Source organism: Ruegeria sp. C12, from assembly GCF_056537745.1.
On sequence record NZ_JBQFSA010000004.1, the window covers coordinates 18,537 to 31,573 of the forward strand.

The 13,037-nt window shown below is 57.0% G+C and carries 9 protein-coding genes; all 9 read left to right on the top strand.

The window, feature by feature from the left end; translation table 11 throughout:
* Window positions 1-2 precede the first annotated feature (2 nt).
* Entirely contained in the window at window positions 3-818 is an 816-nt protein-coding gene (locus tag ACR0C9_RS09340; protein ID WP_170456766.1) for a 3-methyl-2-oxobutanoate hydroxymethyltransferase, read from the top strand.
* Window positions 819-1,386: 568 nt separating this feature from the next.
* On the top strand, window positions 1,387-1,971 hold the full coding sequence (locus ACR0C9_RS09345) for an ANTAR domain-containing protein (RefSeq protein WP_170623060.1): 585 nt from the start codon (window positions 1,387-1,389) through the stop codon (window positions 1,969-1,971).
* Window positions 1,968-3,137 (top strand): ABC transporter substrate-binding protein, encoded by a 1,170-nt coding sequence (locus ACR0C9_RS09350; RefSeq protein ID WP_170734275.1) that lies wholly within the window; start codon window positions 1,968-1,970, stop codon window positions 3,135-3,137. Before ACR0C9_RS09345 ends, ACR0C9_RS09350 begins: the two co-directional genes overlap by 4 nt.
* A gap of 270 nt (window positions 3,138-3,407) precedes the next feature.
* Window positions 3,408-4,772, top strand: coding sequence for a CmpA/NrtA family ABC transporter substrate-binding protein (locus ACR0C9_RS09355; protein ID WP_480627358.1), 1,365 nt, complete (start codon window positions 3,408-3,410; stop codon window positions 4,770-4,772).
* 72 nt (window positions 4,773-4,844) lie between these two features.
* Window positions 4,845-5,927 carry an ABC transporter permease gene (locus ACR0C9_RS09360; RefSeq protein ID WP_170455992.1) on the top strand — a complete coding sequence of 361 codons (1,083 nt, stop codon included), beginning with the start codon at window positions 4,845-4,847 and terminating at the stop codon, window positions 5,925-5,927.
* A 5-nt stretch (window positions 5,928-5,932) separates the two neighbouring features.
* On the top strand, window positions 5,933-7,612 hold the full coding sequence (locus ACR0C9_RS09365; protein ID WP_170455994.1) for an ABC transporter ATP-binding protein: 1,680 nt from the start codon (window positions 5,933-5,935) through the stop codon (window positions 7,610-7,612).
* Window positions 7,613-7,616: 4 nt separating this feature from the next.
* Window positions 7,617-10,052, top strand: coding sequence for a nitrite reductase large subunit NirB (gene nirB, locus ACR0C9_RS09370; RefSeq protein WP_480780871.1), 2,436 nt, complete (start codon window positions 7,617-7,619; stop codon window positions 10,050-10,052).
* Window positions 10,049-10,381 carry a nitrite reductase small subunit NirD gene (gene nirD / locus ACR0C9_RS09375; protein WP_170455998.1) on the top strand — a complete coding sequence of 111 codons (333 nt, stop codon included), beginning with the start codon at window positions 10,049-10,051 and terminating at the stop codon, window positions 10,379-10,381. The genes nirB and nirD overlap by 4 nt, the downstream gene beginning before the upstream one ends.
* Window positions 10,381-13,035: a molybdopterin-dependent oxidoreductase gene (locus tag ACR0C9_RS09380; RefSeq protein WP_480780872.1), complete on the top strand. Its 2,655-nt coding sequence runs from the start codon at window positions 10,381-10,383 to the stop codon at window positions 13,033-13,035. The genes nirD and ACR0C9_RS09380 overlap by 1 nt, the downstream gene beginning before the upstream one ends.
* Window positions 13,036-13,037: the final 2 nt, after the last annotated feature.

A 13,037-nucleotide genomic window follows, 5' to 3' on the forward strand; every position in this document is an offset into this window, starting at 1 on the left:
TCATGAAACGTATCTACGACTGGGACGCGAAGTTCTCACTTAGAAACTACACCGCTTCCGACCTTCGTGCGCTAAAGGGTATCCGCAAGCTGGTTCAGACGACGGCGAATACAACCGAAGAGGCAGCAGCCGCGAAAGATGCCGGAATTGACTTGATCATGGGCAATGCCCACAACACGTCCACCGTGCGTCAAGGCGCGCCTGAATTGTTCTTCACCGCTGCACTCGGTCTCCCGGACTTTGCAACCGAAAGTGACGTGCTGACCGCCGCGTTTGAGGCCATGAAGGATGGTGCCGACAGCATCTACACGGCAAGAGGACCGCACATCGTTGAACTTTTAGCGCGCGAAGACATCCCCGTGATGTGTCATCTTGGCCTGGTTCCTCGCAAATCCACTTGGCGGGGCGGCCTGCGCGCCGTTGGTAAGACTGCGGAAGAGGCTATCGCGCTTTGGAATGCGTTTCGCACAATGGAAGATGCCGGAGCCTTTTCGGTAGAGGCTGAAGTAATCTGTGACCGAGTAATGGCTGAGATTTCCTCGCGTACGTCGCTGATAACATCGTCGCTCGGTTCGGGTCCCGGCGCAGACATCATCTACCTTTTTCAAAATGACATATGCGGAGAGCAACCTGAAAGCCCGCGCCACGCACGCGCCTTTGGTGATCTCAAATCACTATATGAACAGATAAAACACCAACGCCGAGTTGCACTTACGGCGTTCAGGGAATCTGTTGAAGAGGAGCAATTTCCAAACCCATACGAGTGCGCAACAATCTCGGACGCGGAGTTTGAAAGTTTTATTACACGACTAAAATAATCTATTTGGCTAAGGAAAGTTGCACCCAGAACCACATTTTGAGAACCGGAATTATCACCCAACGATGATCGATGTACGTTGGTCCCCATTCGCGACGGGCAGCAAAGAATTTTGTAATCGCGTACAAGTACCTTTCCCGCCCGACCAGCAGGGCGTTGTCGTCGCAACCCACCAGCAGCTGTCGTTCGAGCAACCGCAGCGAATTCGAACTTTGTCCCGCCCACTTGCCACATGACACTAGAAGTTGAACGTCCGGAATGTGCGGGAAGCGGTCGTTCGCTGCGTTCGCGAAACCACATGGTTTGCTGACAAAGCGGACTTTCGAATTGATCGTCTAAGGAAGTGCATTTGAACGTCCCAGAGCTAAGGAGTGCCCCCCAAAAAGATTCGATCCAATGCGTCACCGCGGTGTTCACTGTAAAATTTTTTGATACATGCAAAAAAACTGTGCAGACATTCCGCTGCGCGCGAAAAATAAGCTGAGAAATTGGGCGAACCGGTAGTCCGATGACTACTTTTGATGGAGTTGTAATTGCGATCAATGACGCTTGGGCTCACTTGATTCTCTATGAAAACAAACCTGACAGTCGTTGTAGTCGAACAGAATCAAGAACGTGCTTTTGCAATTGTAGATTCCTTAAAAGAGTCCGGAGACGTTGAGGTTTTTGTGATCGGTAATGTCTCCGGGCTGGCACGCAAAATCGCAACGCATAGCCCAGACATTGTCCTGATAGATATCGACAATCCCTCGCGCGATATGCTTGAAGAGCTGACCGTTGCGTCGGGTCCACTGGAACGTCCCGTGGCTATGTTCGTCTCGGGCGCAGCGGGCGGGTTGTCAAAAGCCGCCGTTGAAGCTGGGGTCTCAGCATATGTAGTCGATGGCCTTCAAGTCGAGCGCATAAAACCTGTGATCGATACCGCCATCGCTCGCTTTCAGGTACTACGTCAGATGCGGACCGAACTGGCGGAGACCCGCCGCGCCTTGGAAGATCGCAAGGTGATCGACCGCGCCAAAGGGTTGTTGATGAAGGCCAAGGGTGTGTCGGAAGACGAAGCCTATGCCCTGCTGCGCAAAACTGCGATGAATCAGAACCGCCGGGTCGCGGATGTTGCCGAAGCCCTTGTAACTGCGTCGGGGTTGTTGTCATGAGAACCCCAATTCTGCCCGTCGCCTATATGCCTCTGGTCGACGCGGCCCCGCTTATCGTCGCGCGCGAGATGGGGTTTGACCATGCCGAGGGTGTTTCGCTGGACCTGCGCCCAGCCCCGTCATGGTCCTCTTTGCGCGACATGCTCGCCTTCGGGCATGTGGATGCGGCGCATTTGCTGTCGCCTATCCCCGTTGCGATGGCTTTAGGTCTTGGTGGCATTGCAACGCCGCTATCCGCCGTGTCTGTCCTTTCCCTGAATGGCAATGTCATCGGCGTTGGAACGCAATTGGCTGACCGGTTGACCGAACAAGGTTACGGCTTCGACTTCTTTGATGCCGCTGCGGCTGGGACTGCGCTGGCAAAGGCCGCCGGTGACGTTTTGGTATTTGGCGTGCCTTTTCCCTTTTCAATGCATGTTGAATTACTGCGCTATTGGGTTTCTAGAACCGAGCTGGCCTCTAAACGGGTCGAAATCCGAACTGTGCCACCGCCGCTGATGGCGCAGGCACTCGCGGGTGGCGAGATCGATGCCTTCTGCGTGGGCGAGCCTTGGGGCTCATTCGCCGTAGACGACAATGTCGGCGCACTGCTGCTGCCCGGCAAGGCGATCTGGACCTGTGCACCTGAAAAGGTGTTGGCGGTCAGAAACGATTGGGCCGAAACCGAGCCGCATTTGCTGGGCAGCCTCATGCGGGCCGTTTGGCGCGCGGGGCGCTGGCTCTCGAACGCAGACAGCCGGACGACCGCGTCCGAGATGCTATCGCGTAAAACCTACCTCAACGTCTCACCCGAACTGATCGACCGAGCATTGATGGGCGAATTCACAATCTCGGCCCGCGGCGAGCAACGCCATGTGGATGGATTCGTCGAGTTCTTTGACGGCGCCGCTACTTTCCCGTGGCGCAGCCAGGCGAAATGGGTCGCGCATCAATTGGCGCAAAGAAACGGGCTGGACGCCGGAACTGCGGAACGACAAGCCGCCAAGGTCTTTCGCAGTGATCTCTATCGCCGCGAGTTACAAGGGTTGGGCGTCGAAACCCCCGGCGCGTCGGAGAAACTGGAGGGGGCGTTGCCCGAGTCGACGGCGGTTGCCTCGGCCAATGGCAGCCTGATTCTGTCTCGGAATGTCTTTTTCGACCGGCGCATTTTCGAGCCTACCGGGTAAGTCTGCACAAAATTTTTGCAGTGCAGCATATCTTCTTGCTGCATTGCAGAATTTTCAGGGTGAAAACCTCAAAAAGTGATGACGCCGCGCTTTGCGACTGACTTAATTAAGACATCGGCAGGCAACGACGCCCACCGACGGAATTCGCCCATAGTCCAGGGCACCTCACAAGAGCAAAGCCGCTCGACCATCCGCCACCTCCTCCCGGCGGACTGTGTCGGCGGCTTTTTTGTTTGCCCAAGGGGTTGGGCTGAACCGAAAGGGATCGAGATGAAAATGCTTCTTTTAGGCCTCGCTGCAACGACGGCACTTGTGTCTCCGGCGCTAGCCGAGTTGGAACTGGAAAAAGACGAGCTGACGTTTGGCTTCATCAAGCTGACCGATATGGCGCCGCTGGCTGTTGCTTATGAGAATGGGTACTTTCTGGACGAAGGCCTGTTCGTGACGCTGGAAGCACAAGCCAACTGGAAAGTGCTGCTGGACGGCGTAATCGACGGTCAGTTGGACGGCGCGCATATGCTGGCTGGACAGCCTTTGGCAGCGACCATTGGGTACGGGACCGAAGCCCATATTATCACTCCGTTTTCGATGGACCTGAACGGCAACGGCATCACCGTCTCCAACGAGGTTTGGGAAGAGATGAAGCCGAACATCCCTGTCATGGAGGATGGCCGTCCTCAGCACCCGATCAGCGCCGAAGCTCTGGCTCCGGTGGTTGAGAAATACAAGTCCGAAGGCAAGCCTTTTAACATGGGCATGGTCTTCCCGGTTTCGACCCACAATTACGAACTGCGCTATTGGTTGGCAGCCGGTGGTCTGCATCCGGGCTTCTACAGCCCCGAAAACGTGACCGGTCAGATCGGTGCAGATGTATTCCTGTCGGTGACGCCTCCGCCGCAGATGCCTGCCACGTTAGAGGCCGGCACGATCTATGGCTACTGCGTGGGTGAGCCGTGGAACCAGCAGGCCGTGTTCAAGGGTATCGGCGTTCCGGTGATTACCGACTATGAGCTGTGGAAGAACAACCCGGAAAAGGTGTTTGGCATCACGGCAGAGTTCGCCGAAGAATACCCAAACACCACTCTGGCCGTGACCAAGGCTCTGATCCGTGCTGCGCAGTGGCTGGATGAAAACGACAACGCCAACCGCCCTGAAGCCGTCGAAATTCTGAGCCGTGCGGAATACGTCGGCGCGGACTATGACGTGATCGCCAACTCGATGACCGGCACGTTCGAATACGAGAAAGGCGACAAGCGCGAAGTTCCTGATTTCAACGTGTTCTTCCGCTACAATGCGACCTACCCGTTCTACTCAGACGCCATCTGGTACCTGACCCAGATGCGCCGTTGGGGTCAGATCCCCGAATCCAAGCCCGACAGCTGGTATGACGAAGTCGCCAAATCCATCTACAAGCCTGAGATCTATCTGGAAGCCGCGCGCTTGCTGGTCGACGAAGGGCTGGCGAATGAGGCCGACTTCCCTTGGGAAAGCGATGGTTACAAAGCGCCGACCCCTGCCGAGGATATCATCGACGGCATCGCCTATGACGGCCGCGCCCCCAACGCCTATCTCGAAAGCCTCTCCATCGGTCTGAAAGGCGATCAGAAGATCGTCGGCTCGGACGTGCAAGGCTAATCCCGAAACAGCGCGCCCGGCATTGGTCGAGCGCGGACCCCAAAGTGCCCCGCCATCGCAAGGACACATCAGATGACAACGGTCGATCCCGAATTCAACGCAGACGCCGCCCGAGAGGCGCGTCGCGCCCGCCTGTTCACCCGTATCAACGCAGCCGACAAATGGTTCCAGGTTCTGGGCCTCAGCTGGGCCACCCCGGTTCTGAAGGCCGCTGCCGGAGACAACCCGCGCGCCCAGATGACCGAGATCTGGCGTCTTCTGGTCGTTCCCCTTTTGTCGATCTGCGCGTTCCTGCTGTTGTGGGGGACATTGGCACCCAAAGTTCAAACCTCTCTGGGCGCGGTCCCCGGACCGGCTCAGGTCTGGGAAGAAATGATCAACCTGAACGAGGACGCGCAGGCCAAGGCCGCCAAACGCGACAAGTTCGAGGCGATGGTTGAGAAACGGAACCAGAAGCTGATCGATGCGGGCCGGGCGGATGAGGTCAAGCAAGTCGCTTACACCGGTGCTCCGTCCTACTACCAGCAAATCTGGACCTCGATCAAAACCGTGTTTTTCGGCTTCCTGATCGCTACGGTTGTGGCTGTTCCGCTTGGGATCGCTGCTGGCCTTTCACCGACTGCAAATGCGGCGCTGAACCCGCTGATCCAAATCTTCAAGCCGGTCTCACCGCTGGCATGGCTACCGATCGTTACCATGATCGTCTCGGCGGTTTACGTCACCAATGACGGCTTGTTCGCCAAATCCTTCCTGATCTCGGCCATCACTGTGACCCTGTGTTCGCTTTGGCCCACGCTGATCAACACTTCTCTGGGCGTGGCATCCATCGATAGAGACTTGGTAAACGTTTCCAAGGTTCTGAAAATGAACACTTATACCAAGATCACCAAGCTGGTGCTGCCCTCGGCCTTGCCGCTGATCTTCACTGGCCTGCGCTTGTCGCTGGGCGTCGGCTGGATGGTTCTGATCGCGGCTGAAATGCTGGCGCAGAACCCCGGCTTGGGCAAATTTGTCTGGGATGAGTTTCAGAACGGCTCGTCCAGCTCGCTCGCCAAAATCATGGTTGCGGTCTTCACCATCGGCATCATCGGCTTTCTGCTGGACCGGGTGATGTACGCGCTGCAATCGCTGTTTACCTTCACGAATAACCGGTGATCGAGATGAGCATTCTGAGCTTCAAGAAGGCCTCGAAATCCTTCGGTGCAGGCGCCGCACGCACCGACGTGCTGAAAGGTATCGACCTTGACGTGCAAGAGGGTGAGTTTCTGGTGATCCTCGGCTTCTCGGGCACCGGCAAGACGACCTTGATCAACCTGATGGCCGGACTGGACACCCCAACCGGCGGAGAGGTCACGTTCAAAGGTACTCCGATCAAGGGGCCGGGCCCCGAGCGTGGCGTGATCTTCCAAAACTATTCTCTGATGCCGTGGCTGACGGTCAGCGGCAATGTGGGTCTGGCGGTAGACACAGTCTTTCCCGGCCTCAGTAAGGCCGAGAAATCCGAGAAGGTTGCGCACTACGTGAAGATGGTAGGCCTAAGCCATGCCGCAACGCGCCGCCCAGCAGAACTGTCCGGTGGGATGCGACAGCGGGTCAACGTGGCGCGCGCCTTGTCGATGAACCCCGAGGTTCTGCTGCTGGATGAGCCTCTGTCAGCGCTTGACGCGCTGACTCGCGCCAATCTGGCGGATGAGATTGAACACATCTGGGAGGCTAACAAGAAAACCTGTGTCCTCATCACCAATGACGTGGATGAGGCAATCATTCTGGCCGACCGGATCATTGCCCTGAACCCGGATGGTACGCTCGGACAGGAGTTTCGGGTGTCGATCCCGCGCCCACGGGATCGGGGCGCGATGAACAACGAAGAAACATTCAAGCGCTTGCGCGCTAACGTCACCAAATACCTGATGGATGTGGGAATCGAGGCCAAGGTCGAAGGCTCCCGCATCCTGCCCGATGTCACCCCAATTCATGGCGTGCCAACGGCGGTGGCAGAGGCGCAGAAAGGGATGATCCAGGACCGCTTCCTAGACTTCTCGCAACTGCACAAGGTTTATCCGACTCCCAAAGGCCCGTTGACCGTGGTCGAGGATTTCGACCTGAAGATCGACAAGGGAGAATTCATCTCGCTGATCGGCCACTCTGGCTGTGGCAAATCCACGGTTCTGACAATGGCCGCTGGGCTGAACGACATCTCGAAAGGCGCGATCAAGCTGGATGGACGCCATGTCGAAGGGGCAGATCCTGAGCGCGCCGTCGTGTTCCAGTCACCCAACCTGTTCCCGTGGCTCAGCGCCAAGGAAAACGTCGCGATTGGGGTGGATAAAGTCTATCCCAAGGCCAGCTTGGCCGAGCGGCAGGATGTGGTCGAATACTATCTGGAGCGGGTCGGTCTGGCCGATGCGATGGACAAATCCGCCTCAAACCTGTCGAACGGCATGAAGCAACGCGTCGGCATCGCCCGCGCTTTTGCCCTGTCTCCCAAACTGCTGCTGCTGGATGAACCGTTTGGAATGCTCGACAGCCTCACACGATGGGAATTGCAAGAAGTTCTGATGGAGGTCTGGTCCCGCACCAAGGTCACCGCGATCTGTGTGACCCACGACGTGGATGAGGCGATCCTTCTGGCCGACCGTGTGGTGATGATGACCAACGGCCCGCAGGCAACGATCGGCAGGATCACCAAGGTTGACCTGCCGCGGCCGCGCACTCGCAAGGCCCTTTTGGAACATCCGGACTACTACGCCTACCGGCAGGAAGTCCTCGATTTCCTCGAAGAATACGAACACGGCGCCAAGCCCAACACACCCGCCCCCAAGGCGATTGCAGCGGAGTGAAATCATGAAGCAAAGACTTGTTGTCATTGGCGCAGGTATGGCCTCAGGTCGGGTGCTGGAACACCTGACCGATGCCGCGCCGGATGCGTTCGACATCACCCTGTTCAACGCCGAGCCTCGCGGGAACTACAACCGCATCATGCTGAGCCCCGTTCTATCGGGAGAGAAGACCTATGAAGAGATCGTCACCCATGACGACACCTGGTATGCCGAGCGCGGCATCTCCTGCCGCTTTGGCGAAAAAGTTGAAAAAATCGACCGCGAGATGAAGGTGGTCGTGGGCGCAAACGGCCACGTTCCATACGACAGGCTGGTGATCGCCACCGGGTCTAACCCGTTCATCATCCCCTTGCCCGGTCATGATCTGGACGGCGTGATTGCCTATCGTGATCTGGAAGACACCCAGCAGATGATGGGCATGGGCCCGGACAACAAGGTTGTCGTCATCGGCGGCGGCCTGCTGGGGCTTGAAGCCGCCGCGGGCATGGCCGCGCATGGGGTTGACGTCACGGTCGTTCATATCATGGGCCACCTGATGGAGCGTCAGTTGGACGAAGCTGCAGGCTATCTGCTGAAGAAGTCGCTGGAAGACAAAGGCATCAAGATTTGCCTGCAGGCGAATTCCAAGGAAATCCTCGGGGAAGACGGCAAGGTCCGCGCTCTGTTACTGGATGAAGGGACCGAACTGCCCTGTGATCTGCTGGTCATGGCGGTGGGCATCCGCCCCAATACCGCGCTGGCGCAGGAGGCAGGGCTGGCAACCGGGCGCGGCATTCGTGTGGATGACAAGATGCTGACCTCGGACCCGGATGTCTACGCCGTGGGAGAATGCGTCGAACATGACGGGGCGGTCTTTGGCCTTGTCGCGCCGCTCTATGATCAGGCGAAAGTGGCCGCGCAGGTGCTGTTGGGCGAAGAGGCAGCGTTTGTTCAGAAAATCCTCTCAACGAAGTTGAAGGTCACCGGCTGTGATCTGTTCAGCGTGGGCGATTTCGCGGATGGGCCGGGACGTGAGGATATCGTGTTCCGCGACCCTTCGCGCGGCGTCTACAAGCGGCTCGTCATCGAAGAGGATCGTCTGGTCGGCGCGGTCATGTATGGCGACACTGCCGATAGCAATTGGTTCTTCGGCCTGATCAAGGACAGTACTAGCATCGAAGACATGCGCGAGACGCTGATCTTCGGTCCGGCTTATCAGGGGGGCGATACCGCGGACCCTCTTTCAGCCGTTGCAGCATTGCCGCCTGAAGCGGAGATTTGCGGCTGCAACGGCGTATGTAAAGGAAACATAGTTGAGGCGATCAACGCAGGCGCCAACGGTCTGGGCGCCGTGCGTGAAAGCACCAAGGCCAGCGCCTCGTGCGGGACATGCACGGGGCTGGTTGAACAGGTGTTGCAAGTCACCCTGGGCGATGAATTCCAAATGCCAACGGCGCAACCGATCTGCGGTTGCACCGATCTGACGCATGAGGACGTACGGCGTTTAATCAAGGGCCAGGAACTAAAAAGCCAGGCCGCTGTCTGGCAGGAGCTTGGCTGGACAACGACAAATGGCTGCCATGTCTGCCGTCCAGCGATCAACTACTACCTGCTGGCGGATTGGCCTTTGGAATATCAGGACGACCCGCAAAGCCGGTTTGTGAACGAACGCAAACACGCCAATATCCAGAAGGATGGTACATTCAGCGTTGTGCCGCGCATGTGGGGCGGGATCACTACCCCCGGAGAACTGCGCGCCATCGCTGACGCCGCTGACAAGTATGATGTGCCAACCGTCAAGGTCACCGGCGGTCAGCGCATCGATCTTCTGGGCGTGAAGGGTGAGGATCTGCCTTCGATCTGGTCGGATCTGAACGAGGCTGGTCTGGTCTCGGGCCACGCCTATTCCAAGGGTCTGCGGACGGTCAAAACCTGTGTCGGAACCGATCATTGCCGGTTTGGCACGCAGGACAGCACCGGCCTTGGTATCAAGCTGGAGAAAATCCTGTGGGGCTCGTGGACGCCGCACAAGCTGAAACTGGCAGTATCCGGTTGTCCTCGCAACTGTGCTGAGGCGACCTGCAAGGATATCGGTGTCGTTTGCGTGGAATCTGGCTATCAGATCAGCATCGGCGGGGCCGCAGGTATGGACGTGAAAGAGACCGAGTTGCTCTGTCAGGTGCCCACCGAAGACGAGGCCATCGAGGTCGTGATGGCCGTCACCCAGGCCTATCGTGAAGGCGGTAAGTATCTGGATCGATTGTATAAATGGCTGGAGAAGGTCGGCATGGACTGGGTCAAGGCGCAGGTTGTGGATGATCTTGAAAACCGGGCCGACTTGGTCGCGCGGTTTGAACTGTCGCAAAGCATCTACCGCAAGGATCCATGGGCCGAACACGTGCGCGACAAGGCGCAAACTTATGCGCCGATTGCAGATTTCACACTGGAGGCGGCGGAATGAGCTGGATCGACATCGGACATATCGACGACATACCACTGCGCGGAGCGCGTCTGGTCAAAACCCATATCGGCTGTATCGCCGTCTTCCGGACCGCCAAGGCAGAAGTATACGCCGCGACAAACAGCTGCCCGCACAAGGGTGGCCCATTGTCCGAAGGCATTGTCCACGGCCAGTCGGTGACCTGCCCCTTACACAATTGGGTGTTCGACCTGAACACAGGCGAAGCGCAGGGTGCCGATGACGGTCGGATCACCACATATCCGGTGCGCCTCGAAGATGATCGTATTCTGCTCGACGTCAGCGCGGTTGCTCAACGGAGCGCAGCCTGATGGACGGCACCAGCCTACCCGAAGTTCGTTCGACCTGCGCTTATTGCGGGGTTGGCTGCGGTGTGCTCCTGAGGCCTGATGGGGTCGGAGGTTTGACCGTTCGCGGCGATCCGGATCATCCGGCGAACCGTGGTCGTTTATGTTCAAAAGGACTGGCGTTAGGTGAAACTGTCGGGCTGCAACACCGGTTGCTGGCTCCTCGCGCCTTTGGCCAGAACACCAGTTGGGACAATGCCTTGCAATTGGTCGCAGATCGGTTCTCTGCCGCAATTAAGAAGCATGGGCCGGACAGCGTGGCTTTTTATGTATCAGGACAGTTGCTAACCGAGGACTACTATGTTGCCAACAAGCTGATGAAAGGCTTCATAGGCTCGGCGAATATCGACACCAACTCGCGGCTATGCATGGCTTCGACCGTGGCCGGGCACAAACGCGCCTTCGGGACAGATACAGTACCCGGAACCTTTGAGGATCTAGACGAGGCTGATCTGGTTGTCTTGGTTGGCTCGAATCTCGCTTGGTGCCACCCCGTTCTGTATCAGCGTGTCATAGCTGCCCGTCAGGCGCGCGGTACGAAGATTGTAGTTGTCGATCCGCGTCGAACAGCAAGCTGCGATCAAGCAGATCTCCATCTGGCGCTGCGACCCGGCAGTGACGTGGCGCTGTTCAATCGGTTGCTGAACAGAATTCACCAAACGGGGCATATTGCTCCGGATTTTCTGGATCGCAGCCTGGGGTTCAATGAAGCCCTCGAACTCGCGCAGCTTGATGATGCGAATGAGACCGGGCTAAGCCCTGATGAAATTGAGGCTTTTTGCGATTTATGGATCGGTACAGAGCGCGTTGTTACGATCTTCAGCCAGGGAGTAAATCAATCCTCCAGCGGATCAGACAAGGTCAACGCGATCCTGAACTGCCATCTGGCCACCGGGCGGATCGGTCGCGCAGGGATGGGTCCGTTCTCGGTCACCGGTCAGCCTAACGCTATGGGAGGCCGAGAGGTCGGTGGCTTGGCCAACATGCTCGCATGTCACTTGGATATCGAAAACGAAGCTCACAGAACAGCCGTCCAGGACTTCTGGAAAGCTCCAAAGATGCCAGAAAAGCAGGGGCTGAAAGCGGTTGACCTGTTTCGCGCTGTCGAAGGCGGTCAGATAAAGGCACTTTGGATCATCCACACCAATCCGGCGGCCACCATGCCGGATGCAGACCGAGTGATGGCGGCTATCAAAAAAAGTCCATTCGTAGTTGTCAGTGACCTGACTGCCCGAACAGACACTGCACGCGTTGCAGACGTTTTGTTGCCCGCTGCGGGATGGGGCGAAAAAAGCGGAACAGTAACCAATTCAGACCGCACGATCAGCAGACAACGCGTCGTTCTGTCACCTCCGGGACAAGCACGTGCGGATTGGGATGTTATGGCCGAGGTGGGCCGCCGCATGGGGTGGACCGAGGCATTCAGTTATGAGTCACCGGCGCAGATTTTTCGAGAATACGCGAACATGACTTCGCTTGCCGTGGCATTTGGCAAAGACTTGGACATTACCGAATTTTCGGACATTGATGACTCGGACTACGAAGATCTGAACCCGTCACGGTGGCCGACGACATCTCGCAAATCGGATGGCCGATTTTTCGGTGATGCGCAGTTTTTTCATCCGGATGGCAAAGCACGTTTTGTTCCTGTCACTCATCGTTCACCCAAAGCGGCGACGTCTGACCAATACCCGTTTCTGTTGAACACAGGACGAAACCGGGATCAGTGGCACACTATGACTCGGTCTGGGTTGTCTCCCCGTCTTTCGGCCCATTTGGCCGAACCATACGTCGAGGTTAATCCGAAGGACGTTGATCGGTTGGGTCTTGGTACCGCAGATTTGGTTGAGCTCAACAGCGTGGTCGGAAGCGGCATTTTTCGACTTCGCATCACAGACACCGTCGCGCCAGGTCAAGTATTTGCTCCCATTCACTGGACAGGTGAAACGGCGCCAACAGCCCGTGTGGATGCGCTTGTTCCAAGTGTAGTCGATCCAATCTCTGGACAGCCTGAGAGCAAGGCGGCGGCCGTTTCTGTGCGACGTATGAATGCCTCGTGGTACGGTTTCGCCGTGTCCGTCGATGCGGCCTCACCTACGGCAGAATATTGGGCAATGAGCAAAACGGCCAAAGGTTACAGGATCGAGTTAGCGGGGAAGCAAGATATTGACGATTGGGAAGACAAAGCCCGCGAGTGGTTTGGGCTATCCGATGCCGTAGTGACTTCAATCGAAGATTCCAAACGCGGCTCGTACAGGATCGCATTGTCTGACGGACAGCGCCTTTTGGCAGCGCTCTTTGTTTCCCGACAACCCATCACACTAATGCGAGAGTTTTTGGCAACTTTGCCTGAGGTCTCACTCCATCAGATTCTGTCTGGCCGGTCATCTTCCGCTTCTGAAGACTGTGGACCAATCATCTGTTCGTGTTTCGGGGTGGGATTAAAGACCATCATTAGCGCCATTCACGACAAACGTTTGATCGATGTGGACGATATCGGAGATACCCTTCAGGCTGGAACGAACTGTGGTTCATGCCGTCCAGAGTTGGTTGACTTGGTCACGGAGCATTCGAAGTTGAAACGCAATAACCCGAAGAATTGCCTGCAAGAACAATAAGG